The organism is Dyadobacter sp. CY312, assembly GCF_021390535.1.
GTDB lineage: Bacteria > Bacteroidota > Bacteroidia > Cytophagales > Spirosomataceae > Dyadobacter.
Window position 1 is genome coordinate 17,158 of sequence record NZ_JAJUXG010000015.1, and the last position, 26,684, is coordinate 43,841.

At 41.3% G+C, this 26,684-nt stretch carries 27 protein-coding genes; 12 read left to right on the forward strand and 15 right to left on the reverse strand.

Annotated features, from left to right (window positions below; translation table 11 throughout):
• Positions 1–116: 116 nt before the first annotated feature.
• From LZG71_RS21150 to LZG71_RS21160, 3 genes are read left to right on the forward strand one after another with little or no spacing between them, the layout of a single operon-like run.
• Positions 117–1,031: a DUF1338 domain-containing protein gene (locus LZG71_RS21150; RefSeq protein WP_233823771.1), complete on the forward strand. Its 915-nt coding sequence runs from the start codon at positions 117–119 to the stop codon at positions 1,029–1,031.
• Positions 1,032–1,088: 57 nt separating this feature from the next.
• On the forward strand, positions 1,089–1,262 hold the full coding sequence (locus LZG71_RS21155; protein WP_233823773.1) for a hypothetical protein: 174 nt from the start codon (positions 1,089–1,091) through the stop codon (positions 1,260–1,262).
• Positions 1,252–1,623 (forward strand): type II toxin-antitoxin system VapC family toxin, encoded by a 372-nt coding sequence (locus tag LZG71_RS21160; RefSeq protein ID WP_233823775.1) that lies wholly within the window; start codon positions 1,252–1,254, stop codon positions 1,621–1,623. The genes LZG71_RS21155 and LZG71_RS21160 overlap by 11 nt, the downstream gene beginning before the upstream one ends.
• A 10-nt stretch (positions 1,624–1,633) precedes the next feature.
• Here the strand turns inward: LZG71_RS21160 and LZG71_RS21165 are convergent, their stop codons facing one another.
• Positions 1,634–3,583: a GDSL-type esterase/lipase family protein gene (locus LZG71_RS21165; protein ID WP_233823777.1), complete on the reverse strand. Its 1,950-nt coding sequence runs from the start codon at positions 3,581–3,583 to the stop codon at positions 1,634–1,636.
• A 118-nt stretch (positions 3,584–3,701) separates the two neighbouring features.
• Between LZG71_RS21165 and LZG71_RS21170 the strand changes: the two genes are divergently transcribed.
• Positions 3,702–3,992 carry a hypothetical protein gene (locus LZG71_RS21170; RefSeq protein ID WP_233823779.1) on the forward strand — a complete coding sequence of 97 codons (291 nt, stop codon included), beginning with the start codon at positions 3,702–3,704 and terminating at the stop codon, positions 3,990–3,992.
• A gap of 76 nt (positions 3,993–4,068) precedes the next feature.
• Here LZG71_RS21170 and LZG71_RS21175 read toward each other — a convergent pair whose 3' ends face one another.
• The 5 genes from LZG71_RS21175 to LZG71_RS21195 form a co-directional block, all read right to left on the reverse strand.
• Positions 4,069–4,644, reverse strand: coding sequence for a hypothetical protein (locus LZG71_RS21175; protein ID WP_233823781.1), 576 nt, complete (start codon positions 4,642–4,644; stop codon positions 4,069–4,071).
• A 52-nt stretch (positions 4,645–4,696) separates the two neighbouring features.
• On the reverse strand, positions 4,697–6,307 hold the full coding sequence (locus LZG71_RS21180; protein ID WP_233823783.1) for an acyl-CoA carboxylase subunit beta: 1,611 nt from the start codon (positions 6,305–6,307) through the stop codon (positions 4,697–4,699).
• 132 nt (positions 6,308–6,439) lie between these two features.
• Complete coding sequence (locus tag LZG71_RS21185) at positions 6,440–7,075, reverse strand: Uma2 family endonuclease (RefSeq protein ID WP_233823785.1); 636 nt, start codon at positions 7,073–7,075, stop codon at positions 6,440–6,442.
• A 72-nt stretch (positions 7,076–7,147) separates the two neighbouring features.
• On the reverse strand, positions 7,148–8,116 hold the full coding sequence (locus tag LZG71_RS21190; RefSeq protein WP_233823787.1) for an MlaD family protein: 969 nt from the start codon (positions 8,114–8,116) through the stop codon (positions 7,148–7,150).
• An 85-nt stretch (positions 8,117–8,201) separates the two neighbouring features.
• Positions 8,202–9,002, reverse strand: coding sequence for an N-acetylmuramoyl-L-alanine amidase (locus tag LZG71_RS21195; RefSeq protein WP_233823789.1), 801 nt, complete (start codon positions 9,000–9,002; stop codon positions 8,202–8,204).
• Positions 9,003–9,077: 75 nt separating this feature from the next.
• Between LZG71_RS21195 and LZG71_RS21200 the strand changes: the two genes are divergently transcribed.
• On the forward strand, positions 9,078–11,957 hold the full coding sequence (locus LZG71_RS21200) for a putative LPS assembly protein LptD (RefSeq protein WP_233823791.1): 2,880 nt from the start codon (positions 9,078–9,080) through the stop codon (positions 11,955–11,957).
• Between the two features lie 128 nt (positions 11,958–12,085).
• Here the strand turns inward: LZG71_RS21200 and LZG71_RS21205 are convergent, their stop codons facing one another.
• Positions 12,086–12,484, reverse strand: coding sequence for a DUF1573 domain-containing protein (locus tag LZG71_RS21205; RefSeq protein WP_233823793.1), 399 nt, complete (start codon positions 12,482–12,484; stop codon positions 12,086–12,088).
• A 206-nt stretch (positions 12,485–12,690) separates the two neighbouring features.
• Here LZG71_RS21205 and LZG71_RS21210 point away from each other — a divergent pair, with 206 nt between their 5' ends.
• The 4 genes from LZG71_RS21210 (at position 12,691) to LZG71_RS21225 (ending at position 17,544) form a co-directional block, all read left to right on the forward strand.
• The gene (locus LZG71_RS21210) at positions 12,691–15,099 is read left to right on the forward strand and encodes a thiamine pyrophosphate-dependent enzyme (RefSeq protein WP_233823795.1); all 2,409 of its coding nucleotides are present in this window, start codon (positions 12,691–12,693) and stop codon (positions 15,097–15,099) included.
• An 11-nt stretch (positions 15,100–15,110) separates the two neighbouring features.
• A complete protein-coding gene (locus LZG71_RS21215) occupies positions 15,111–15,704 on the forward strand; it encodes a sugar transferase (protein WP_233823797.1) in 594 nt (197 codons plus the stop codon).
• A gap of 80 nt (positions 15,705–15,784) precedes the next feature.
• Positions 15,785–16,384 carry an acetyltransferase gene (locus tag LZG71_RS21220; protein ID WP_233823799.1) on the forward strand — a complete coding sequence of 200 codons (600 nt, stop codon included), beginning with the start codon at positions 15,785–15,787 and terminating at the stop codon, positions 16,382–16,384.
• Positions 16,381–17,544: a DegT/DnrJ/EryC1/StrS aminotransferase family protein gene (locus LZG71_RS21225; protein ID WP_255713143.1), complete on the forward strand. Its 1,164-nt coding sequence runs from the start codon at positions 16,381–16,383 to the stop codon at positions 17,542–17,544. Before LZG71_RS21220 ends, LZG71_RS21225 begins: the two co-directional genes overlap by 4 nt.
• Positions 17,545–17,578: 34 nt before the next feature.
• On the opposite strand, the gene LZG71_RS21230 is transcribed toward LZG71_RS21225, so the two are convergent.
• The 4 genes from LZG71_RS21230 to LZG71_RS21245 all read right to left on the reverse strand — a co-directional run bounded on the left by LZG71_RS21230 (position 17,579) and on the right by LZG71_RS21245 (position 20,203).
• Positions 17,579–18,496: an FKBP-type peptidyl-prolyl cis-trans isomerase gene (locus LZG71_RS21230; protein WP_233823801.1), complete on the reverse strand. Its 918-nt coding sequence runs from the start codon at positions 18,494–18,496 to the stop codon at positions 17,579–17,581.
• A gap of 99 nt (positions 18,497–18,595) precedes the next feature.
• Positions 18,596–19,243 carry an endonuclease III gene (gene nth, locus LZG71_RS21235; protein WP_233823802.1) on the reverse strand — a complete coding sequence of 216 codons (648 nt, stop codon included), beginning with the start codon at positions 19,241–19,243 and terminating at the stop codon, positions 18,596–18,598.
• Between the two features lie 137 nt (positions 19,244–19,380).
• Complete coding sequence (locus tag LZG71_RS21240) at positions 19,381–19,629, reverse strand: hypothetical protein (protein WP_233823804.1); 249 nt, start codon at positions 19,627–19,629, stop codon at positions 19,381–19,383.
• The gene (locus LZG71_RS21245; RefSeq protein WP_233823806.1) at positions 19,604–20,203 is read right to left on the reverse strand and encodes an RNA polymerase sigma factor; all 600 of its coding nucleotides are present in this window, start codon (positions 20,201–20,203) and stop codon (positions 19,604–19,606) included. Before LZG71_RS21245 ends, LZG71_RS21240 begins: the two co-directional genes overlap by 26 nt.
• 380 nt (positions 20,204–20,583) lie before the next feature.
• On the opposite strand from LZG71_RS21245, the gene LZG71_RS21250 reads away from it, so the two are divergent.
• Positions 20,584–21,279 carry a YjjG family noncanonical pyrimidine nucleotidase gene (locus LZG71_RS21250; RefSeq protein WP_233823808.1) on the forward strand — a complete coding sequence of 232 codons (696 nt, stop codon included), beginning with the start codon at positions 20,584–20,586 and terminating at the stop codon, positions 21,277–21,279.
• Between the two features lie 17 nt (positions 21,280–21,296).
• Here LZG71_RS21250 and LZG71_RS21255 read toward each other — a convergent pair whose 3' ends face one another.
• From LZG71_RS21255 to LZG71_RS21270, 4 genes are read right to left on the reverse strand one after another with little or no spacing between them, the layout of a single operon-like run.
• Positions 21,297–22,184 carry a serine protease gene (locus LZG71_RS21255; protein WP_233823810.1) on the reverse strand — a complete coding sequence of 296 codons (888 nt, stop codon included), beginning with the start codon at positions 22,182–22,184 and terminating at the stop codon, positions 21,297–21,299.
• Positions 22,185–22,204: 20 nt separating this feature from the next.
• On the reverse strand, positions 22,205–22,747 hold the full coding sequence (locus LZG71_RS21260) for a DUF2911 domain-containing protein (RefSeq protein WP_233823812.1): 543 nt from the start codon (positions 22,745–22,747) through the stop codon (positions 22,205–22,207).
• Positions 22,748–22,750: 3 nt separating this feature from the next.
• Positions 22,751–23,410: a DUF6089 family protein gene (locus LZG71_RS21265; protein WP_233823813.1), complete on the reverse strand. Its 660-nt coding sequence runs from the start codon at positions 23,408–23,410 to the stop codon at positions 22,751–22,753.
• A gap of 57 nt (positions 23,411–23,467) precedes the next feature.
• Positions 23,468–24,532 (reverse strand): DUF6089 family protein, encoded by a 1,065-nt coding sequence (locus tag LZG71_RS21270; protein ID WP_233823815.1) that lies wholly within the window; start codon positions 24,530–24,532, stop codon positions 23,468–23,470.
• Positions 24,533–24,779: 247 nt separating this feature from the next.
• Here LZG71_RS21270 and LZG71_RS21275 point away from each other — a divergent pair, with 247 nt between their 5' ends.
• Complete coding sequence (locus LZG71_RS21275) at positions 24,780–25,406, forward strand: ABC transporter ATP-binding protein (RefSeq protein ID WP_233823817.1); 627 nt, start codon at positions 24,780–24,782, stop codon at positions 25,404–25,406.
• Between the two features lie 42 nt (positions 25,407–25,448).
• A complete protein-coding gene (locus LZG71_RS21280; protein WP_233823819.1) occupies positions 25,449–26,666 on the forward strand; it encodes an ABC transporter permease in 1,218 nt (405 codons plus the stop codon).
• Positions 26,667–26,684: the final 18 nt, after the last annotated feature.

The following is a 26,684-nucleotide window of genomic DNA, read 5'->3' on the forward strand; positions in this document are numbered from 1 at the left end:
ACAAGAGAAAGAATAATATACCGTTATTATAACCATTAGCGTAAAATTTGTTAATTGCCTCAAAAATCTGGCTCTCTGTCCCTATAAAATATTCATTGACCAACAAGAGAAATATAATGGAAACTGCTTCATCGAAAAGACTGGAAACACTCGATATTGTCTTAAACGGACTGATGAGTCGCTATTCTGACCGCGTGCCTGATGTAAAAATCATTATCAATGCCATGATCGAAGCGCATATCATTGGCGATGCAACGGATATAGAAAACGATCACATCGCTTTCCGCACGATGGGTGTTCCGCAATTGGGAGTACAATCTTTCGAAAAAATATTTCTTCATTATGGTTATCAGAAACGGGAGCACTATTTTTTCGAAGGAAAGAAGCTGGACGCATGGTGGTACAGCCCGCCAAAGGAAACCGACCCGCGCATTTTTGTAAGTGAACTACGGGTGGGTGATTTGTCGGAAGAAAGTCAGCGAATTATAAAAAGCTATACGGATGAAGTAACCGCCGATCCGGCTGATAGTCTGGATCTTGATAACGGATTGGAAGTGGATGACTTCCTGCACAAGCCACTTTGGAGAACGCCTTCCTTAGCCGATTACCAGACACTTTTAAAAGAAAGCGAGTATGCAGCCTGGGTCATTTACAACCGTTATTATCTGAACCATTTCACGATCAGCGTGCATAATCTGCCAGAAGGATATAACACAGTTGCTGATTTCAATCAGTTCTTGGAGGGCATTGGCATTAAACTCAATACATCAGGAGGGAAAATTAAAACAAGTCCCGACGGCGGATTGATCCAAAGCTCTACGGTTGCAGAAATGATAGAAGCACAATTTGCCAACAATGAAACCATGCAAATATCAGGTTCCTACGTCGAATTTGCAGAGCGCAAGGTTTTGCCGGAATTCAGTGATTTGCCTCAGGGAAAGATTTTGAGAAAACACCGCCGTGACGGATTTGAAGCTGCGAATGCGGACAAGATCTTTGAGAGTACATATACGACGCAGACATTGAGGTGATTATGTAAACTTGAAATTCAGTCAAAAAATATGTAAACTTGTGTAAATCTGTAACATATGATAGTCACAATTAAAAAAGATGCCCCGGCTTCTGAAATTAAGGAAGCTATGGAGGCAATAGCTAGAGAGAAGGCGACAAGAAAGGGATTTGATGCAAAAAAATATGCTGGAAAATTGAAACGTGGCTTTGATGGGTTAGCATATCAAAAACAGCAGAGGGATGATTGGTGAAAAGATTCTGGTTGACACCAATGTCTTTATTAACTTAGCAGAAGGCAAAGAAGGAATCGAACTCCATTTGCAAGGAAGGGAGATCTTTGTTTCGGTTATTACAGAAATTGAACTTTTGGGCTTCTATCAAATTTCTGAATCCGAAAAGCAATATTTCAACTTTCTACTGGGCGACTGTTCAATACTTGGACTTACTGATGTTATCAAAGAGCAAGCGATAAAATTAAAACAGTTCCATCGCATTAAACTTCCTGATGCGATTATTGCTGCAACTGCTCAGTTTCTAAAAGTAGAATTGATCACTTTCGATAAAGGGTTTGCAACCATTCCCAATCTGGATTTAATTCTCTTGGAATTTTAATGCAAAACCCTCACTCATTCACCAAAAAATGAACTACCCTAACCGCATTCCCGACACTCTTCTCATTTTTATCAGACAAAACCGACAACTTCAAAGTATGTTTCCTGGATGAAAGTTCGTCGTTCAGCATTAGGTACCATGGCAAATGCAACTGCGTACTCCATTGTGTGAAAAGATCAAGAGTATGAGGCTTTTTGCCATCAATAGAATAGGAAATCTTGCCAGCATCAGGTCCGGAAATAATGGCAACTCCGACTGCCCGACCTTTAAAATCGAATTCAAAAGAAGAACCTGCGGTTTCGCTCACCAGCATGGGAACATTGACAAACCCTTCACGTGTGGATATTTTCTCCTTCGGTTTCCATTTTTGATCAAGTGAAAAACCCTGTAATTTCTTTGCCTCTTCTATTGTGTGATAACTTGCCTTTTCATAGGAAAATTTATCCATTGCCAATGGCAGCTTTGATGAGTTTCCGGCACTTTCTGGCTCTATTTTCAGCAATTCCTTAATGGTTTGAAAATATATTTCCTGTCCGTATGGTGACGGATGTAAATCCTTAAAATCGTATTTCCAGGTAAATTCTCCGGCTTTGATCCGATCATAAACTTCCCTTGCCAGATTGATATAAGAAGCTCCGTAATGTTTCGCAACTTTTTGATGAACTGCTACTTCAATGGGTACTTTTCCTGCTTCATAATCTGTATTTTTATGAGGTTCTGCAAACGCCATCAATACCACATTCGCTTTTGGATTTTGAGTATACATTTGCCTTAAAATTCCGTCCAAAGCTTTAATCTGCGCTTTTTCACTAAAACCATTTCCACGGTCATTGACAGCAGCTTCCACGAATAATAGATCAGGCGTTCCTTTTGTCAAAACATCCCTGGAAAAACGAAACGCATGTGGCGTACTTCCCAAGGATGGAATACCGGCGGCGATAAAGGTGAATTCTGTTTCGGGAAAATGTTCCCTCAGATATTGAGTCGTTTTATCCCGCCATCCCGGATTATGCGTGATTGATCCCCCTAAAAAAGCGACGGTTCCTTTTTTCGTAGTTCTGAATTTCTGATAGGCATTATACAAGCCATTGTTCATTTCTATATACGGCAAATGACCAAGTGGCTTTACAACCGGGATACTATTCTCACAGATAAAATTGGCAAAGTATTCCGGACGCTCGATAGGAAAATGATGCCCTTCCAATGTTTGCTCACCTCTCGTCATCGGATACACACTGATTGGACCGCCAAGTTTCAGGTAATTTTGAACCAGAACATCCGAATTTTCTGCTGGCGGCACCAGTTTATCCTGCAATCCTAAAACGTGTAAAATAGGCACTTTGAAAGCGGCTAATCCTTTCAGATCGTTAATTGGAATGTCTTCGAACGTTTCTGCTTCTTTTTCAGTTAGTCCAAACTGCTTCAACCAGGATGTCCAGTCCTTTTCAGATCCCGGTCCTTTACCCTTTCCACCAGGCCAGCTCTTTGGATCACAAACGGGCGCTTCGGCATAAATACAGCTAACCTTATCGGGATTCCGTTTGGCCCAACCATATACATACAAACCTCCGCGGCTCACACCTTCGAGTGCCACTTTTGGAGCAAATTGTTTTTCTTTAACCAGATAATCGTAGAAATTATCCCAAACCTGCATCGCTTTGGGATGGGCAAACATGTCGTTGGTGTTTACATACGCAATATAAAATCCCCTGGTAAGCAGAATGCTGTCCATTTCTGTATGCCATGTTGGGAAGTGCGCGCGCCACACCCATGGATTTCCCGGGGCAGCTTGTTTAGGTTTCAAGTACCAGGCTTCTCTGTTTTCAAATTTAAATTCCTGTTTTTCAAAACCTTTCCAGTTTGTTACAGCACCGGGAACAACTCTTTGTGAAGGTTGTGCAGAAACAGATAAAGTGAAGCCTACAAAGGATATAAGCCATATTCGAAGTATTCGTATCATAATCTTGTAAAGGAAATTTACCTTAAAACTTACCTCTCTAAATTCAGAATCCATCGCTTTTACAACAATGATTGGCACGGTATTTTACTCTGTTACTGCAACATTAACAAGAGAACTTATGGATAAGATTGAAAAGTATAAGACAATGGAGAAAGTGCTTCGTGAAATTGAAGACTTGAAAAACAGTGAAACTGCCGTTATTAAAAAAATCGGTCAGATAGAAACTGAAAACATGAATCTGAACATTCAGGATCTTGAAAAATCCATTGCATCGATCTACGACGGCGCATATAAAAATCTTGAAAACATTGAAGGTCTGCATACTTCTTTCACCGAAACAGTATCCGATTTCAAAGACAAGAACAAAATTACAGACGAGATGTTGCTCGAATTCAGCGAATCTAACTAGTGCATGAAATAATAAAATAGAAACAAAGAAAGCTGCTAAGAACGGGCAGCTTTCTTTGTTCCTATTCAATTCAACTTCACTTTTGGAGAATCAACTGACCTGCCAAAGAGTATTTCCTTAAACTTGAATCTGCACTTTCATAGAATCTGTCAGGATCGAGCCGTATGGTTTTCTTGGGAGCAAGTCCAACGATAGAACCCACTGCACCTCCCAGAAGACCTGCAATAGGGGGCAAAACCAGAACAGCCGGCGGACCGGCGCAGCCACAACCATCACCGAACGCCGCAGTACCAGCCGCAAGTAGGGCCGTGATAGCGAACGAACCAAGCGCACCTATTGCAAAGCCCCGCCCTGAGGATCCTTTTCTCCTAACATACAGTATTTTTGCAGCACCATAAGGTACGTTGGTAACCTGTATTTTCCCTTCATTAATCGACTTCGTTATCAGGTCAAATGGTATATTAGTTAAATCCTTTGCACGCACCAACACCAATCCCTGTTCATTGACATCGTACAATATTCCTTTAACCCTGGAATCGTCATATTGAACGACGGTAAGCCGATGTAACTTTATCTTCTTCTTACGCGCAAAAGCATCAGGAGACAATCCAATTGTTAAGAAAATCAGAAAACAGCATATGAATTTTCCCATAAGAACCTGATTTAAAATGAAGCAAATCCCATCTACTTAAACAACATTATTTTTAAACCTGCACTACCCCGACATTGAACCGCTGTTCAATCGGAGCCTGATTCGCAGCTTCTATTCCCATTGAAATAATTCTTCGGGTTTCGACCGGATCTATAATTCCATCAACCCAAAGTCGGGCAGCTGCATAGTATGGCGACAATTCATCATTGTAACGATCCGTGATTTCGTCCAGCAAAGCTTTTTCCGCTTCGGGAGTAATTGTCTCACCCTTGGCTTTCAAAGTTGCCGTTTGAATTTGAAGCAATGTTTTCGCAGCAGTTGCCCCACTCATTACAGCCATTTGGGCTGTTGGCCAGGCGTAAATTAATCGAGGATCATACGCTTTTCCACACATGGCGTAATTGCCTGCTCCATAAGAATTCCCCACAATAAAAGTAAATTTCGGAACGACCGAATTGGCGACAGCATTCACCATTTTTGCACCATCTTTGATAATGCCTCCCTGCTCCGCACGACTGCCAACCATAAAACCGGTAACGTCATGGAAGAATATCAATGGAATTTTCTTCTGATTACAATTCATGATAAAACGGGCGGCCTTGTCGGCGGATTCGCCGTAAATAACGCCGCCCATCTGCATTTCACCTTTCCCGGATTTGACCATTTTGCGCTGATTCGCCACGATTCCCACAGCCCAGCCGTCGACACGTGCATAAGCACAAATCAGCGTTTTTCCGTAATCCGGTTTGTATTCATCCAATTCCGAAGCATCGACAATACACTCCAGAATATGACGCATGTCGTACGGTTTCAGCCTATCGGTTGGTAATATATCGTAGATTTCCTCTGGAAGCCTTGCCGGAGTAACTGCTATTTTCCGATCAAAACCAGCATTTTCCGGACTTCCAATTTTATCAATATGTCTTTTAATGGCATCCAGGCAGGATTTGTCGTCAGGAAATTTGTTGTCGGTCACACCTGATATTTCGCAATGCATTTCGGCACCACCCAGTGTTTCTGAGTCCACATCTTCACCAACTGACGATTTCACCAAATATGGCCCAGCCAGATAAACCGATCCTGTTCCTTCCACAATAAATGCTTCGTCGGACATTATGGGCAGGTACGCTCCACCTGCTACGCAACTTCCCATAATGGCAGCAAGCTGTACAATTCCCATCGATGACATTTTAGCATTATTCCTGAAAATGCGTCCAAAATGCTCTTTGTCTGCAAAAACTTCTGACTGCATAGGCAGGTATACTCCTGCGCTATCAACAAGGTAAATGACAGGCAGACGATTTTCCATCGCAATTTCCTGTGCCCGCAAATTCTTTTTTGCAGCAATTGGAAACCATGCTCCTGCTTTTACAGTAGCATCGTTGGCAACGATCATACATTGTTTACCGGAAACGTATCCAATTCCGGCAACAACACCACCGGACGGACAACCACCGTCTTCTTTATACATTCCCTCGGCGGTGAAAACCCCAACTTCCAGAAAATAAGAATCTGTATCAATCAGATAGTCAATCCTTTCCCTTGCTGTAAGCTTTCCTTTCTTATGATGTGCATCTATTTTCTTTTGCCCGCCACCCAGTTTTACCTGTTCGTATTTGAGGTTGAGCGTGGTCAATAGTTCCTGTATGGTTTGATTTGGCATAAGTTTCTGATGAAAGTAAATGAATGACTGTATAGAAAGATAACGTTTCTTACAATTTATTGGATTTAGTACAAAATAAAAAGTCGTTCGCCAGTAAGCAAACGACTTAATTTTGTATGGACAGAAAAATGGTTAAAAATTGGTTTCCACTTTTACGCCTTCTTCCTTTAAATATTGACATATATTGAAAAAATGTCCGTCCAGCAATTCAATGTCCTGATTCCAATCCTTTGTAAGCCAGTCTTTACCTTGCTCAGAAACCATCACCTTTTGGCTTCCCGTAAAGATCCAGATCACTTTTTCAACACCAAAGTTTAATAGTTTTTGAGTTTTAATATTGACGTAGTCAAGATCCCTGTCCTTTGAAATGTCTATTTTAGAATCAATTTCTACGGCAATTTTGGCTGGAATATTGATGTACTTTTCGTTAATCTCAGCAGGAGTCAACTTACTTTTTTCATAAACATAGACATCTCCTGAAAGATTATCCTTTTTACCTAAATGCGTTCCTACCTCATTAGTAAGAAAATGATATATTTTTCGACCTACTTTGACATACAAGATTTCCAGAATGTACTGGATTATAAATGATTGCAAACCACTACTTCCCATGATATCGTCAAGAGATTTTTTGTTGTTCAAAACGTCTTTATAACCACGATAATACAAAGGCTCTCCATCCATCACCTCGTAAATAAGGGAATCAGGGATATTATCGTACTTATTATTTGAAGTTTGACTACGTTTCTTTGGCTCCTGCGTTAACATAAGATCCTCCTTTCCGATTTTATTTAAAGCAATATAACGAAAAAACAGAGGCAGAAGAAGTTGCCTGAAATTCTATTTAATGACAGCAGTAGTATCAATCGAAGATTCCGCAGGTCCTTTGTCCTTTTTGCCAAAAACCGACAAATGAACATATCGCTTAGGATGTTCGCGCAGATTGGTCATCAGGTGGTTCAGACTTACAATCGTGCGGTTCAAATTGTTATACAATGTCTCGTCGTTGATAAGCTTACCAGCTGTTCCCTTACCAGACTCTACATTAGCAAGTATCTGGCGTAGTTCGGCAATCGTTTTATTCGCGCTTTGTACCGTTTCGCCAAGTCTTAAAGCATTGAGAGAGTCGGCAAGCGATCCCGTTTTGGCAAGAAGCGGTTTTAATTCTTTTTCAGTTTCTACCAATGAAGCAGAAAGTTTGTTCAAGTTGGTTGTTATGGCTAAAAGGTTTTTTCTGTTATCCTTCAAAAGCCCCTGTACATCACTCCCCGCCTGATCATAGTTTTTTAAGACCTGGTTTAAGATCAGGCCTGTTTCTTTAAAACCCGAGGCAACTACATCAAGATTTTTAACGAGAGAATCGGCATGTGTTACCAACGGCAATGCCTTCTCCTGAAGAAGTGCCGAAATACCAGCTTCCTTCATTCCGGAAAGCGTATCGTTATCAGCCAGAAGCTTGCCTGACTTACCAATAACAAGGTGTATTACTTTTCCGCCTAACAAACCACCATCAGCCAACGTCGCGATCGTTCCTTCGGGAAGTGCAACGGTTTTCTGTATATCCAGTGTTACAAGAAGCGTGTTTTGCCGTTCCTGCAAAAGTTTAATTCCCTGAACACGACCAACATTTAAGCCATTCAACAAAACAGGATTTGAAGCCGTAAGTCCATCTATGTTATCATACACCACGTAATAGGTATATGTTCTGGAAAAAACATCAGAGCCTTTAAGAATATGAAAGCCGAAGTATAACATTACAATGGCTACGATCGCCATTGCTCCCACTTTTGCCTCTTTAGATATTTTCATGGACTAAAAAATTTGCTTTGACATGAGCCAAAGCATTAAAAATAAACTGTGTTCTTCTCTTTTTGGGTTAACACCTGAAAAGTTGTTATTGATCCATCTCTTTCTTATATATCCTAAATGCCTGAAGAATAGAATCCGCCACTTCGTCCTGCCCGTCATCCGATGCCAGGTATTCCTCTTCATCAGGAGTTGATAAAAATCCTGTTTCAATAAGTACACTGGGCATGGCTGCCCGCCATAAAACAAGAAATCCGGCTTGTTTCACCCCTCGGCTGTCACGCCCTGATACAGATTGAAATTTCTTTTCTACCTGATCTGCGAACCTCAGACTGCTCGAAATAAACGCACTTTGATAATTGGCAAGCATAATATGCGCAAGCGGAGAATCCGGATCAAAACCTTTATACTTCTGTTTGTAATTCGTTTCCTGCAAAATTACCGAGTTCTCACGTTTTGCAACTTCAAGGTTACCTTCTGTTTTGTGTAAACCCATTACAAAGGTTTCGGTACCTCTCACACTTTTAGATCTGGGCGTTGCATTACAATGAATGGATATGAAGAGATCGGCATTGTTTCTGTTGGCAAAAGCGGAACGTTCTCCTAATTCAATAAAAACATCGGTTGAACGTGTATACAATACTTTCACATCAGGAGTGGCGTCTTTTATTTTACGACCAAGTTTCAGCGCTACGCTCAAAGCAACATCTTTTTCCCTGGTGGTTCTGCCTCTGGTTCCGGGGTCTTTCCCTCCGTGACCTGCATCAATTACAACTGTTTTTACTTTGCTGTCAGCTTTTTTTGCCGAAACAGGCTCTTCCTGAAATACAAAAGCAAGACTCGTTAATAACAAACAGGCTAAAATCAGGGTTTTAAGAACTTTTAACATTATTTTTCAGTTACGGCGTTACTCTTTAGGGGTTTCTCCACTAATTTTGAAATTCCTTATGCAAAAATACTCTATTTGTTAGAACTGAAAAGAAAGGCGATTATTATATCGCTAGGATTTGTGACGTTTCTTTTGATCGGCACATTGGGATGTGTGCAGCAGCGCTTGGGGCGATCTGATAAAAACCTTTCTAAAGAAAAGGGAGCAAAACAGATAACGCAAAAAGCGGACACGCTCGCTGTACCCAAAAGTTCGCAGAACAAAACACTATCAGATACTTCAAAAACGGGCATAATAACACCCGGAGATTCTCTTTCGGTACGCGACAGCCTGTCTGTTGCAGCTGATTCCACTGCTGCCGACACACTCTCAAATCCTGATGATCTTGAATTCCTGGTCAAGTACGATTCGGAAGACTCCACCATATCCGATGTTGTTTTGAAGCAGGTTCATTTGTATGGAAACGCAGTTGTAACCTACGGAACCATTAATCTGAAAGCGAATTACATCCGTCTCAACTGGGTAACAAATGAGGTGTACGCGGTGGGAACTTACGATTCCACTGCGAAAAAAATGGCTGGCGAACCTATTTTTCAGGATGGTGCCCAAACATACAATACCAAGGAGATCAGGTACAATTTCAAGTCCAAAAAGGCAATCATTCAGGGAATTGTGACCACCGAAGGCGACGGGAACATCAGAGGAGAAAAGGTAAAGAAGGACGCCGAAGGGAACTTCTATATCCAGCATTCGATGTATACCACCTGTAATCTGACCCACCCGCACTATTTTATCAATGCCCCTAAGATCAAAATGGTGAATCAGAAACAGGTCATATCAGGCCCGTTTAATCTCGTCATAGGTGATGTCCCTTTGCCAATCGCTCTGCCTTTCGGGTTCTTCCCATTTCCAAAGAAAAAGGAAATCGGAACTTCCGGAATACTTTTTCCTACATACGGCGAGGAACCTAACGGACGTGGGTTTTACCTGCGCGATGGCGGATATTATTTTGCAATCAGTGAGTATGTGAATGCAGCCATAACAGGACAAATCTATTCATCAGGAAGCTGGGGAATTGGGCTTGCATCTACATATTCCAAACGTTATCAATACAACGGAAATTTTTCTTTCCGCATTGCCAGAAACAACTCTAGCGACGAGGTAAGGCGACGCACCGGACAGGGTGTTTCTAATGATTACAGCCTTGTATGGTCTCACGCTCCAAAGCCACGTGGCAATTCCACCTTTTCGGCCAATGTCAACATTACCAGTAACAACTATAACCAGACTCAGGAACTACAAACCACGAAGTACACCTCCAACGTTGCTACATCCTCGGTGCAATATACCCGTACAATGGGGCAATATTTGCGCGGCGCAGCCAGCTTAAGAGTGAATCAAAATTTTGGTCAATACGTTGATAGTTTAAATAGAAAAGTTGGAGGGAAAACCAATATTTCGTCAGATTTCAGCTTAGGTGTGAACCAAATTGCACCATTTGCCATGAATGGGGGACGAGGAAGATGGTATGAAAGTTTCCGGCTTGGTCTGGATTTTAGTGGTGGCTATGCTATCTCCAATTCGCTGTCTGTCATTGATACATCCTATTCAAGATTAGGATTTAGAGTGACTAACCTGCAGGCGGATTCTAACCGGATAAACAAGCAGCAACTCGTGGATTTTAATACAGGCAATTTGCCGGATATCTTCAAAGATGCGCAATTCACGGGTCGTTATAGCCTGCCTATATCTCTTCCTAACTTCAAACTACTCAAGTTCATCAATCTTACACCAAGCATGTCGCTGCAAGGCGAGGTTTTTACAAAACAGTACCAATACACTTATGTTGGAGCTAATAATGTCAGAATTGATACAATAAATAAAGTCGGAACGGAATATTCCTATTCTTTTGGCGGAGGATTGAATACGCGGTTTTATGGAACATTCTTTGTTAAGGGAAGGCGGTTGGAAGCCATCAGGCATACGGTAATTCCATCACTATCCTTCAGTTACACGCCGGACTTCACAGGAAACAGTTACGGTTTTTATCAGGATGTGCAATACAACATACAAGGTGACACGAAACGTTTATCCCGCTTCCGTGGTGTTGGCACCGGCGTTAGCAACGGGCGCGCTTCCAGTGTAATTTCATTTAGTTTGAACAATTCGTTTGAGATGAAACTCAAATCAAAAAGTGATACGGCTGCTTCGCAATTTGAAAAAGTATCGTTGCTTGATAACCTAAGTCTTGGTGGTAGTTACAATTTGTTGGCAGACTCACTCAACCTATCCAATATCACTGTGAATGCCAATGCAAGGATCGGCAAAAATCTAAACCTTAACTTTAATATGAATCTGGATCCATATGCATATGAGGCAAACCCTAATATCCTTGGAAATCAGATTGGAACAAGAGTTAATAAGTATGCGATTACAGAGGGACAGGGATTAGCTGGTCTGCAAAACCTTGGTTTTACTTTGGGAACCAGCTTTTCACCAAAATCATCCTCAGATAAAACCAAGCCGGCGCCAGGGGGAAATAGTACTGCCACGCCAGAGCAAAGGGAATTTGTTCAGAACAACCCGGATTTGTACGTTGATTTTTCTATTCCCTGGAACATCAATCTGAACTATAACTTTGGCCTTACCAAACCCGGGCTTTCGAATGCTATGCTGATTCAGGCTATTCAGGTTACAGGAGATCTTAGCCTATCCAAAAACTTCAAGGTAAGTGTTAATACGGGTTTTGACTTCACCGCATTTCAGCCGACCATTACATCACTCACTTTGTACCGCGATCTGCACTGCTGGGATATGAGTTTTAGCTGGACACCATTTGCAGGAAATGCTTCACGTGCAAGTAATTACAATTTTACACTGAAAGTAAAATCGAGTATTCTGCAAGATTTAAAAGTTACCCGCCGTCGTTCTTTCAGAGACCTGGGTGAATATTAAAGACAAGGAGATTAACAGTCGGTTTTTCGGCTGTCGACTGCGGGCTTATCAACCTTCATAAATTCCGTTTAGACAAAAAATAGCCATCCTTTCGAATGGCTATCAAGTAATTAACTGTAAAGTATAAATTACTTTGATGCTTTTGCAGCAGCAGGTTTAGCAACTACTTCTCCGTTCAGGTATAAAGTAATAGAACCACCTTCTGTGTTTGTAAAAACTGTTACAGGCTTGTTGAAAGGACCTGCCGCAGCTGCGTTGAAAGTCGCTTTAACTGAACCTGTTTTTCCTGGTGCAACCGGTGTTTTAGACCAAACCGGAGTTGTACATCCACACGATACAGTTACGTTAGAAATAACAACAGGATCAGTACCTGTGTTTGTAAACACAAATTCGTGTGTTACAGGTGTGCCCTGAGGTACTTTGCCAAACTTATGTGTTTCCTCTTTAAACTTTAAAACACCCTTTTGAGCAAAACTAACAGTGGTTAAACCTATCAATAGAACCAGTGCAGAAAAAAATACTTTCATAATTGTATTGGTACATTTAGTGGTGAAAACTAATTACATAACAAGATTAATGTATAAAAGTTAAAATTAATAAACATTAACCAATATTAACAACGGTCGTTAAAGATGTGCAATTGTTGTTATGAATATTATTTTCCTGCATAATTTTGGCGTGCATCCAAAAAAATGTAATTTAACTACGGATTCAAAACCCGTAACTTTTGCTTATGCTTCAGAATGACAGTTTGACCGGTTCCAGTGTGTTGAGTAAGAAAAATATTACTGACGATTATCGCCTAGCCTGCGAAAGCCGTCAGGTAAGTTTATTGGGAAGAAAGGATACAATGGGTGGCCGTTCCAAATTTGGAATCTTTGGAGATGGTAAAGAGGTCGCGCAAATTGCACTAGCGCGTGCTTTTCGAAGAGGTGATTTCCGATCAGGCTATTATCGGGATCAGACTATCGAAGCCGCTTTGGGTAACCTTACATGGCAGCAGTTTTTCGCGCAAATGTACGCGCATGCCGACCTGGAACACGAACCCAGCACAGGAGGAAGATCAATGAACGGGCACTTTTCTACGAGATGGCTGGATGAAAACGGACAATGGCTTGACCAGACAAAAATCTATAATTCTGTTTGCGACATATCCTCAACTGCGGGACAAATCCCCCGCGCCGTTGGCCTTGCTTATGCTTCGAAATTATTCAGAGAAAATAAAGATATACAGCATCTTACCAATTTCACGAATCGTGGGAATGAAATCGTTTTTGCCACAATTGGTGACGCATCCACCTCTCAGGGCATGTTTCTGGAGGCGATGAATGCCGCAGGTGTTTTACAAATACCTCTGCTCACTTCCGTTTGGGATGATGGATACGGTATTTCTGTACCAATAGAATATCAGACTACAAAAGCAAGTATTTCCAAGGCGCTCGCAGGCTTGCAACGAAATGAAGACGAGCCCGGCATGGAGATTATAACGGTTCCGGGCTGGGATTATCCTGCACTTATCGAAACGTACCAGCGGGCAGCAGATCTTTGCAGGGAAGAGCAAATTCCGGTTTTCGTTCATGTGGTAGAACTTACACAGCCACAAGGACACTCTACTTCGGGATCCCACGAAAGATACAAATCAAAACAAAGGCTGAAATGGGAAACTGACCATGACTGCAACAGACGGTTCAGAGACTGGATTTTACAGAACGGTTATTCTACCGAAGAAGAGCTCGAACAGATAGAAGCCGAAGCGAAGGAAACTGCTAGTCAGGCAAGAAACAGGGCATGGCAAGCTTATAGAAAAGAGCTGGATAAGGAATATCTGCAAACGATTCAGCTACTTCAAAATGCGATGAAGGAAAGCTCATTTACAGCTGAAATCAGTAATATCGTTCTCGAATTATCCAAGACATATCTTCCCGTGAGAAAGGATATGGTATCTAGTGTTCGTAAAGCACTGAGACTGATGGGAACAGAGAAAAATACTGCAAAGGATGAGTTGCAAACTTCTTTACGAAAAAGCCTCAAAGACAATTCAAATCGTTTCGGAACGCACCTCTACAGTGACTCTCCTGAGTCTCCCCTTTTGGTAGAACCTGTTCATCCCGTTTACAGCGAAACAAGTCCGACAGTAGATGGCCGGGAAATCATCCGCTCCTATTTCAATGCCCTTTTTGAAAGAGATGCCCGCGTGGTAGCCCTTGGCGAAGATGTAGGGATGATCGGTGATGTGAACCAGGGACTAGCCGGATTGCAGGAAAAATTTGGTTCATTACGTATTACCGATACGGGTATTAGAGAAACAACCATCATTGGGCAGGGAATTGGAATGGCCATGCGCGGCTTACGTCCGATTGTTGAAATTCAGTATTTTGATTACATATATTACGCACTGCCCACCCTGACCGACGACCTTGCATCCCTGCGTTACAGAACAGCAGGCGGACAAAAAGCACCTCTTATTGTTCGTACACGAGGGCATCGTCTGGAAGGAATATGGCATTCGGGCTCGCCAATAGGAACCATGCTCAGCAGCCTTCGGGGCTTACATGTTATCGTTCCGAGAAATTTTACACAAGCTGCCGGCTTTTATAATACACTGATCAAAGGCGATGATCCGGCTCTGGTAATAGAGCCACTGAATTCATATCGACAAAAAGAAGTATTACCTGATAATATCGGAGAAATATGTCTACCGCTCGGCGAGCCTGAGATTCTGAGAGAGGGCAAGGATATAACCATAGTAACCTACGGCTCAATGTGCAGGATTGTAATGGAGGCAGCCGTACAACTACAAAAACTAGGTATTGATGCAGAGATTATAGATGTTCAGACTCTCCTTCCTTTTGACCTTAACCACAGCATTGTGGAATCTGTAAAAAAGACCAACAGAGTTATTTTTGCTGACGAAGATATGCCTGGGAGCGCTTCTGCCTATATGATGCAACAGGTGGTGGAAAAACAAAACGCCTATCGCTGGCTGGATTCCGCACCAGTGACCATATCGGCCAAGGACCACCGACCACCTTACGGCTCAGACGGAGACTATTTTACCAAACCCAATATGGATGACGTTTTGGAAACAGCTTATAAAATTATGCATGAGGCCAATCCCCAACAGTTTCCGGAATTATTTTAGATAGCCTCCAAATGTACAAACGCTGGGGAAAAAGAAGTTTGGACATCATTTTGGCGGGAACAGGACTTATCATCCTGTTTCCGCTTTTTATTTTAATCACCCTGTTGCTATTTATATCTGGACAGCGAAATCCATTTTTCTTTCAATCCCGCCCTGGCTTAAATGGAGTAGCTTTTACAATCATCAAGTTCAAAAGCATGATTGACGAAAAAGACAACTCCCAATTATCCGAAAACGAACGTATTACAAAAATTGGAAAAGTGTTACGAGGAAGTTCGTTAGATGAAATACCTCAATTATGGAATGTAATAACAGGAGATATGAGCCTTGTAGGACCAAGACCTCTACTAACCGAATATCTGCCACTCTACAATTCTACCCAGAACCAACGACACAACGTAAAACCTGGCATCACTGGCTGGGCACAAATTAATGGCAGGAATGCGCTGGATTGGCAACAAAGGCTGGACATGGATGTGTGGTATACCCAAAACGTTTCTTTTGCATTGGACTTTAAGATATTGGTAAAAACCGTTTCCAAACTACTCAGAGCTACCAACGGCCCAACTCAGGAAACGGATATTCCTGAAAAATTCAAAGCGTAATCAAATTCTGTGCTTTTAGCAATTACTTAAAGCGTTATTCGCCGTACTACTCGTAACACAGTTATTTAAACCCAATTACGATGGTTATCTACGGTGCTGGCGGTCATGCTAAAGTTATTGTGAGTTGCATTCATGCAAGCAATCAGCTTGTAACAGCGGTCTTTGATGATGACGATTCTAAAATAAGCATTCCCGACAAAACGGTAATTAGCAAATATGATCCTTCCATTTTCTCTGATGAGCACATTGTTATTGCAATAGGAAACAACCAGATTCGCCGGAAGATATCTCAAAGTATAAGTCATCGTTTTGGTAATGTAATTCACCCCTCTTCTCTTGTTGAAAAGGATGTTCAGCTAGGGTTGGGAACAGTGGTTTTCCATGGGAGTATTATCCAATGCTCCAACAAAATAGGTAATCACGTGATCATCAACACAGGTGTCAGAATCGATCACGATTGTAGCATTGGAGATTTTGTACACATTGCTCCAGGTGCGGTATTATGTGGTAATGTAAGCATTGGAGAAAATACGCTTGTCGGTGCCGGATCTATTATTGTCCCTAATATTTCCATTGGCAGCAACTGTATCATCGCAGCAGGTAGTGTTATTACAAAGAACGTCCCCGATGGCTGCATTGTAAGAGGTAATCCTGGCAAAATAATAAAGACATCACATTGAAATCAATTGAAAAAATCTGGCTCTCATTAGCTCATCCCAGTGGACGTGAAGAGAAATACATTAAGGAAGCTTTCGATGGAAACTGGATTACCACGGCAGGACCGAATATTACAGGTTTTGAGGTAGAGTTGGCAAAATATGTCGGGATAAATAATGTGGTGGCCTTATCTTCCGGTACAGCAGCATTACACCTTGCATTGATTCTTCTTAATGTAAGCAAGGACGATATTGTATTATGCCAGTCACTGACATTTGCGGCAAGTGCAAACCCAATTGTTTATCAGGGCGCAACACCTGCTTTTATTGACAGTGAAAATGTGACATGGAACATCTGTCCAAATGCGCTGGAAGATGCTCTAAAACACTTTATTTCAATAGGTAAAAAACCAAAAGCCGTTATTGGCGTACATCTTTATGGGATGCCGTGTATGATAGACGAAATTCTCTATCTCTCCGAAAAATATGAAGTACCTTTTATCGAAGATGCGGCTGAGGCTCTTGGTTCAATGTACAAAGGGAGAAAAGCAGGAAGTTTTGGCAAAATGAGTATTTTCTCATTTAATGGAAACAAAATTATTACAACTTCTGGCGGTGGAGCACTATTTTCAAACAATGAAGAACTAATTAACAAAGCCCGATTTCTGGCAACCCAGGCTCGTGACCATGCCGTTCATTATGAACACTCCGAAATCGGATACAACTATCGAATGAGCAACGTTTGTGCCGGAATAGGACGAGGCCAACTGGAAGTAATCGACGCAAGAGTTTCCCAGCGAAGAAGTAATTATCGTTTTTATCACGAAAAACTGTCAAATATTCCCGGGATATCATTTCAGAACGAACCAGAGGACTTTTTTTCAAACAGATGGCTCACCACCATAACCATTGATCCGTTAACTGCCTGGACAAGCAGTGAAGAAATTCGCCAGCATCTTGAATTACACAACATAGAGTCCCGGCCTATCTGGAAGCCTATGCATTTGCAGCCCGTGTTTAAAAAAGCCATGTACTTTGGAGGAAATATTTCCCAAAACCTTTTTAAAAATGGTCTTTGTTTGCCTTCCGGATCAAGTTTGTCAACTCATAATTTGGAAAGGATTCAACAGGAAATCAGGAGCTGTTTACAAACTGGACACAAAAAAGCCTCCGATAGAAACTGATCTGACCGGAGGCTTTTTTAAGCGAAAATTAAACTTACGGTTGTACTTCAACTTCAAAAGTAATTGGCTGATAAGGCTTAATTACAAAGTTGCTACCCGCGGTATTTGCTCTTCCATTTTTGCCATATGCGGTTGCCGATGGCAAAATGATTGTAGCTTTTTCATTAACTTTCATTTTACGAATAGCACGGTCAAATCCTGTTATCAGAGTATTGTTCCCGGAACCTGTTGTAAACGTTAAGATATCCTTACCCTCATCAAAAACAGTTCCATCCATTAACTTACCAACATACTTCACCTTAACTGGTTTATTTCTACCCAGAGTGTCTCCCGCAGACACAATAAACGTTTTAGCTATTACAAGGTTGTCTGAGGTTCTTTCAGTTACAGTCAATTTTTTAGTGGTAATAAATTGATCTATTTGCTGCACTTCTGTTTTTTTACTGATCAATTCCATTTCAACTCTGATAGGTGAATATGAAGGAATACTTACACTTCCGGGAAAGCCAGAAAGAACGGATGTATAATTCCCAAAGCCAAGATAAAAGGGAGCAAAAATGGTCGCTTTCTCTCCTGTTTTCATCAGATTCATCGTCAGTTCCATTGCTGGCAGTACAAACATGTAACCACTAAGAGCAGGAAACTTTGCAATCGTAACAGTATCCTTTTTGGATGTCCATACACGTGACCCATTTAAAAGATACATATCATATTTCACAGTAACTTCCTCGCCCACTGCTGCCTTCACACCAGAGGCATTTGGTGTGATTTTATAATAGAACCCCTGTGGATCCCTGGTTACACTAATCGAACTGTCAGCAACATATTTTTCGATAGCGGTTTCATTTTCTTTAATTTTTTCCTCGTCATTATTATTGTCCATCTTATTACAAGACACCATACCCACCACAACCGCGGCCAGAACACCGATTTTCAAATACTTACCACCCATTTTAATTTTTCAATTTTAGAATTATATAATATTTTTCAAAACTCCATTGTTCACTAGACTCTATCTTGACGCAAAGGGTTGCAATCTGTTCAAAAAAAATCAGGCAGCAACATTCTTCTCATAAAATGCACAAAATGATTTAAGCTGACATTCGCCGCATTTAGGGCTTCGGGCAATACACACATACCGACCATGCAAAATGAGCCAATGGTGTGCCTTTGGTACCATTGCCAATGGAATGTGTTTCATGAGCCCTTTTTCAACTGCAAGAGGTGTGGTAGCCGTAGAGGGCACCAGTCCTATTCGGTGAGACACCCTGAACACGTGTGTATCCACCGCCATAGCCGGCTGATTAAATATCACAGAAGCTATTACATTAGCAGTTTTTCTCCCAACTCCCGGTAATTTTTGAAGCTCATCAATAGCAGCAGTAATTTGCGAATCGTATTGTTCCACAAGCATCCTGGCCATTCCTACAAGATGTTTGCTCTTGTTGTTGGGATAAGATATAGATCTGATGTATGTAAAAACCTCTTCCGCATTTGACAATGCAAGTGATTCCGCATCCGGGAAACGCTCAAAAAGCGGCGGCGTCACCATGTTTACACGCTTGTCGGTACATTGGGCTGAAAGAATTACCGCGACCAGCAATTCATACGGATTTCCATAATGAAGCTCAGTTTCCGGTTCCGGGAAGTTGGTGGTAAAATATTCCAGAAGTAATCTGAAACGCTCTTTTCTCTGCATATATGATTAATTTTCAATAAGAAACTCGTCCAATATATCCGGACCAGTACTTAAAGCACTATTAAAACTGTTGGGTATAAACCCAAATAACCAGCTATTTGTACAATAGCTGGCAAGAAAAAGACCTATTACTCATTCTAAAAAGAAAGAGTAGCAGGTCTTTTTGCAGAAAACTGCTGGGAATAACTTAGAACCTTACCAATCGTCTGTTCGGTAGGAGTTCGAACGATTTTGTTCATCTGGGTTTTAATTTCCAGAGAATCAATGTAAAAGGTCATCAAGTCATCGTCGAGCGCTAAGGCTTCAACAATCAGATCATTTTCAGTTTCGGTTGTTTCAGAATAAATATACCGAACAACATCATCGTAGGTAAAAGTTTTTGTCATATTGTGGGGCACGCTGGTTGAATTGCTTACGCAAGTTTATCAACGCGTAACGCATCCTCCCCAATGCCGTATTAATACTCACACCCGTCGCATCCGCAATTTCCTGAAAACTCATGTCCTCATAGTGGCGCATGATCAGAACCTGCTTTTGAACATCCGGCAACCTTTGGATCATCTCCCTAAGTTGCTCGTGTGTTTCTTGACGAATCTGGATTGACTCCACGGAATCTTCCGCAAAATCCAGTGTATTGAAAACACTGCTTCCATCTTCGAACACTACATTGGGGTAGCGTTTATCGCGTCTGAAATAATCAATGGCGAGGTTGTGTGCGATTCGTATTATCCAAGGCAAAAATTTGCCTTCATCATTATATCTACCACCTTTAATTGTGTCAACGGCCTTTATGAATGTATCCTGCAATAAGTCTTCAGCAACATACTGGTCCTTGACAATCAGATAAATAGTGGTGTATATTCTGGATTTATGGCGCTGAACCAGCTTTTCAAAAGCCTTCTCGTTACCACGGATATACAATGTTACCAACTCACTGTCGCTAACTTGGACTTTCTCCATTTTTACTATTCGATTTAGTTAACGTAGAGCGGTTGATCGATATTGTTTCTCCTTTCTTTTTAGTGATATAATGAAGTAAAAATATTGCTTATTCCAATATTGTGAATCAAAGAAATAGATTTGCCAAATAATTTGCAAATGTTTATGTTTCTTTTTTCCTTAAATTATTTTCAATTAACAGATGTTAACAACTGAAAGGCTCTATTATAACTATTTCCATTAAAAAGCCGCCCAATATTCATATTGTATCAAATAATAGAACTTATCAAATAAGATACGATAAAGACACCCCGTTTAGATCAAAGGTGAACTTAGAAATTGACAAAACAAGTTTTATTGCCTGAAATCGTAAATTTAAACCAATTGAATTATTCTAAGAAATGAAGTATAAGCATCTTTTTTTTGACCTTGATCATACCTTGTGGGATTTTGAGCGAAATTCCTCCGAATCGTTAGAAGATATATTTCATCAACTTTCACTGGCTGATCATGGTGTGTATTCCATGGAGCTGTTTATTAAGTCATTTATCCGCATCAATACAAAACTCTGGGAGGATTTTGATCAGGGTAAATTCCACCACTCCTATATACGTCAAAACAGATTTCTAATGGTTTTTGATGAATTGGGAATAAAATGTCCGGAGAATCATCTGGAGATTGGAGAACTTTACCTTAATACCCTGCCTGGTAAAAAACATTTGTTGGAAGGAGCACTTGAAACACTAAGCTATGCCAAATCCGCAGGCTATCAAATGCATATTGTTACAAACGGGTTTACAGAAATCCAAGCCAGAAAAATTGCCAGCTCAGGCATCAGTCACTATTTTGAGAACGTCGTTACATTTGAAAATGCGAATGCAAAAAAACCTGAACCTGCCATATTTGCTTATGCGGTTCAACAAGCTAATGCATCACCAGATGACTGTATTATGATAGGCGACAACTGGATTGCTGACATTTTGGGAGCGAGTGGTTTCGGACTTGACACTGTTTACTATAATCCGGCTGGTTTAATATTTGATCAAAAACCAACTTATGATATCCGTAACCTGGAAGAGCTCAAACTGATTCTTTAAGTGTATAGGCGCGTCAATTAATCCTCTTCGTAAAAAGTGACCCTTTTCTCCCGAAGAAAATTCTTGATCACGTCGGCATGGACACATTGTCCAACATTAAGAAAAGGATAATTGGAGACTCTTTTTCGCTGACCGTCTGTAACCACTTCACGGTTTATCTGATCAAATCCAAGATGCAGATGGCGGGTCGAACTTTGCATACCATAAATAACTCCATTTCTGTCAAAAAGAGGCCCGCCACTTTGGCCACGAAGTCCCGGTGTACTCATCTCTATCCCGGTAATTTCATTATTTTCACCAATATGGCGTGTGATAATGCCGTCTATTGGAAAACTAGGTGTATTTACACGTCCGGTTTTGAGCCACTCAATGTCATTGATATCCTTATTGTAACCGTAGTTTGTAAATTCTGGAAACGGGTAACCAAGCCTGCAAAGATACCGGCCTTGCTTTACCATCCTGGTGTCCTTTAAAAACCGGGCATGTCCCTGATACTGGATTGAATCAAAGTCACGGAACTGGATGATGGCCAGGTCCTGGGTTGGATGAAGGTGAACAGTTAGACTTTTATAAGCAGAAACGCAGTTTATGAAATTAAAAAGTATTCTGACCGGCGTTTCCGCATTAATCTTATATTTGGATTCCAGCAACTGCCGTTGTGTGTTTAGCCCTGGATCCCGCTCAAACCGACGTAATTCAGAGCTAAATTTTACATAGTTTTCGTAAACGGAGTTGGCGTAAAGTATTTGTCTGGCAACATGCCTGCAAGTGACTGCAAAGCCATTCTGATTGACGAAAAACAAGGTAGCTGTACCCGGTACTATATCGCTTCCTGTGTAATAACGTAATATAAAATGTATCGGACGAGTAAACTGGTCCACTGATTCAATTGCTTCAACAAACATAGAAAGGGTTGGCAAACAGGTTACCTGGGTTGTATAGGAATGATGGCCTCAATCTGATCCCAGCTTAGAATCATGTTAGTGCCATTGGGAATCTTATCAAAATAAATAGTAAATATCTGTTGCACATGAGGCCGGACACGAATTTGAACATCTGATTTGAACAAATCTTTTCCATCGTTATATTCTGTGCCCCATTGACCAGTTTGAGAGTTAAGGATCACTTTCCAACTGCCCGGTCCGGGTACTGTCCAAAGTGAATATTTACCCGCCTTAACCTCCTTCCCTGCAAACATTACATCTTCTTTCAATTCAATTATTGTAGCTTCATTTGCACCGGTACGCCAAACTTTTCCATATGGTAGCAATGCATTGTCCTGCTCTCTGCCAAAAATAAATCTTCCTTTTTTAGCAGGCCGTCCATATTGAACCACCACATTTAAATTACCTTCATGGTACTCTGCATTTGCTGCCGGGCTGAGGGATCGATTGTATTGCCGGAATCCAAAAAAAACGATCAGTACGAGAAAAAGAATAGAAAACAGAAGAAGGAGAGGTTTTTTCATAGACTACTTCGGGCAAAAAATTCGGTAGAAAGTATATGTTACCGAGAATCGGAGATAATAATAGGAATCTTTTGTGGATGGATCTCCCTGCATTAATTTGTCTGTTGAAGCAGGATCACCTCCCAAATTGTCGAGATAATCGGTAAAAGTTTTTCTTGCACCATATTCGATACCGATATTCCATGGACGGCGTATCTGATACTTAATTCCTACCCCATATGGCAATACCAAACCACTGGTCTTATAATCTCCTGTTTTTACTTCTGGTTTAAAAGTATTCAGCCCTATACCACCAAAAACATAGGGTGTCCAGTTCACGGCAAAACGGCGATCTTCATAATCAAGAAAGTTGTATTCCGCTACTGCACTCCCTTCAAAAATCCTGGTATTAAAAGACATGTTCCTAACTTGCTGATAAGGATCTTTACTGCCTTCATCTTTCGCACCGATCAATCCACCTGCTATTTCCGCTCGCAGAGACAGAGCAGAATTAGGATTATATCGAAAAAAAAGGCTTCCGCCCGGTTTAAAAAACTTTAGGCGTAAATGCGGGGCTATATCTCCCTTGTAGTTGAAACCACCCAAACCAGCCCCAAACTCGACTCTCTGAGCAAACGTGGCTGATAATGGGAAAAGAATAAAACAACAAATACTTGCCGTCACAGACCGCAAGTATTTGTGCAAAGAAAATTTATGAATCTGATTCAACGGAATATCATTTTATTTCAATGGAGGGCATTTGATTTGGGTCGGCAGTATGTAATGAAGCTGTATCTGTCCGATTAAATAATTATCCGTATAAGTCGGGCTATTTCCCCGGTCGCTTCCAGGTCTGGCAAAACCCTGATTAATCATCTCAGCATAAGGGTCGCCGTCAGGCGCTGCACCAACATAATTGGCTTGAACAAACTTTTTAAGACTTTCTGTTCTTACAGCACCTTTTCTCACCGCCACGCGCTCCTGGGACCTGTTCGACATTGCAAGCGCCAACGGATCATTTGCGAACAAGGCCGGATCTGCGTATGCTCCATGCGCATCATCAAGATAATCGGTAAAGGTCTTTCTGAAGCCTAGTTCGGCAGAAACATCAAATCTGGAATTAATTTTATACCTCACACCTACACCCACCGGAATCGCAAAAGTCACCAGGGAATATTTGTCCTTGTAACCCTCATTACCCTGTCCTTCTGTTCCAAGAGGTTGCAGTTTAACCCACTCGCCGCTACCAGGATACACAGTACCTGCAGGTTGAGTTCTGTTCCAATCTTCTTCATCCGGAACCATTGCTTTAGGATTATGAGCTGTTACTGCAATACCGGCGAAAAGATATGCAGAGAATTGCGGGCGCCTGTCGTAACTTCTGTTGTCTGGTGTAAGTTTATAAATACCCTGTACAGAAAATTCTTTAAGATCATTTCTAAAGTGCAGGTTTCTAGCATAAAAAATATTGGTTTCATGCTTTGAACTTTTGTTCATAATGTAGTCATCTCCGGCGATGCGTGCATAAGTAAAACTAGCTCTCGCAGCCAAACGTGGTGTAAAGTGACGTGTATAATTACCCGCAACGCTCCACCTCATCATATTAAAAGTAGAAGCAACGGGCCTTCTGTAAGGAGCAAAGTCCCCATAATAGTTGGACGTACCCAAGCCAAACCCAACAGTAGAGTACGGTATGAATATACCACGGCTCTGCGCCATCGCTGCACCATCTGACAAAAACAGACCTAAGGTCATGATCAGCGTTAGTGCCCCGGATATTTCCTTTAATTCAAAATTCTTACGCATTTGAGCTCTTTTTTTGTGCAAAAATATAACAGTTGCCGGTTTTCCACAGATAATATCTCCTTTTCAACGTATTTACCGTTCATTTATTTGTGTAGCTATTAAAATTTATATAATCCTATTTTCAACCCTTTACTATATTCCACCTCATTCTGACATGAAACAATAGATTCTATAATAAAATAAGGCATCGCTTCTGAAACAAGTTAAAAACTTCCTTATAATTGCATAGCTCAAATTCCTATTCCTGATGATTACCAGCAAGAATCTACATTTCTCATATTCTAGTCAAAAACATTTCACATTTCCTGATATAAGCTGCGATGACAATGAAACGCTCCTGATTCTCGGACAATCGGGAAAAGGAAAAACAACATTATTACACCTGCTAGCGCTACTGCTTAAACCTACATCCGGAGAAATTCACATTGCCAATAAAAAAGCATCCGGTATTAGCTCCTCTGAAGCAACTAATGTGAGAGCACAAAATATCGGTATTATATATCAACGGGCACATTTCGCAAGCTCTCTTTCTGTAATGGAGAATATTCTGCTCCCAAATTACTTTGCAGGCCAAAAACAGGATCGGGACAAAGCCAGTTTCCTGGCAAGCGAGCTTGGATTTGCAGAGCATCTTGAAAAAAAAACCAATCAGCTGAGCCAGGGAGAACAGCAACGCGTCAGCATTGCCCGTGCGCTCATGAACAATCCAAACGTGATTTTAGCAGACGAGCCGACTTCCAGCCTGGACGACGATAATTGCGGAAAGGTAATTGATTTACTCAAAAAACAGTCGGCTCAGATAGGTGCAAGTCTGGTAGTAGTTACACATGACCAGCGTTTGAAAGACGAATTTACAAATAGCGTATTTCTGTAACTTCAAACGTAGCCATACAACTCACAAAATTTCCCCTGCCCAATGAATCTTTTCAAAATCAGCATAGCTAATCTTAAAGAAAAAAAACTTAACAGTTTTCTGAGTGCCTTACTGCTTACGCTTGGTATAGGAATGATATCATTGTTATTGCTACTTAATAAGCAGCTTGACGAACAGTTCAGACGAAACATCAGAGGAATTGACATGGTGGTAGGTGCCAAAGGAAGTCCCTTGCAAATCATTTTGTCCAGTATTTACCAGATCGACGCGCCTACCGGTAATATCCCCTTATCAGAGGTCAATACGCTGAAACGCAATCCATTTGTAAAAACGGTGATTCCATTGTCAATGGGGGATAATTACAACGGCTTCCGGATTGTTGGAACCAATGAAAGTTATTCAGAGCATTTTGAGGCAAAAGTTTCTTCCGGAAAAATGTTCAACAGCACGATGGAAGTGACTATCGGGAGTAAAGTGGCACTTTCGGGAACGTTAAAAATTGGCAGCACATTTGCCAGTGCACATGGCCTTGATGCTGGCGGAGATGTACATGGCGATAAAAAATATAAAGTTGTTGGTATTTTTGAACCGACAGGTTCCGTCGTAGATCAGCTCATTCTTACAAGTCTTTCAAGCGTATGGGACATCCACGAACATGCTGAAGGTGAAGCGCACCACGAGGAACATGAAGAATCCGTTGAACATCATGAAGATGAAAAGCAAGTAACAAGCGCATTGATCCGTTTCAGAAATCCCATGGGATTGATTGCCCTGCCTCGTCAGATTAACGAGAACACCTCCATGCAGGCGGCTTTACCGAGTATAGAGATCAACCGCTTATTTTCTTTACTCGGGGTAGGAATTGAAACACTGAGGGCTCTTGCACTGATCATCATTGTCATTGCCGGAGCAAGTGTATTCATTTCATTATATAACTCACTTAAAGAACGGAAATACGAAATAGCGCTGATGCTATCCATGGGCGCGACACGGACCAGGCTTTTCCTGATGCTCCTTCTTGAAGGTTTGATGCTTTCGGTGATAGGGTATCTTGCCGGGGTTGTTCTAAGCAGGATTGGTTTATTAGCTTTCAGCAGGGCCGCCGAAAAAGATTTCCACTATTCTTTAAAAGAGTTCAGTTTACTGCCGGAGGAAATCTATTTGTTTGCAGCAGCTCTCCTCCTCGGCATATTGGCCGCAGCCTTGCCCTCGCTGGGCATTTACAAGTTGAATATATCACGTACATTGGCCGAGGAATGATATTCTTTGTAGATTTGT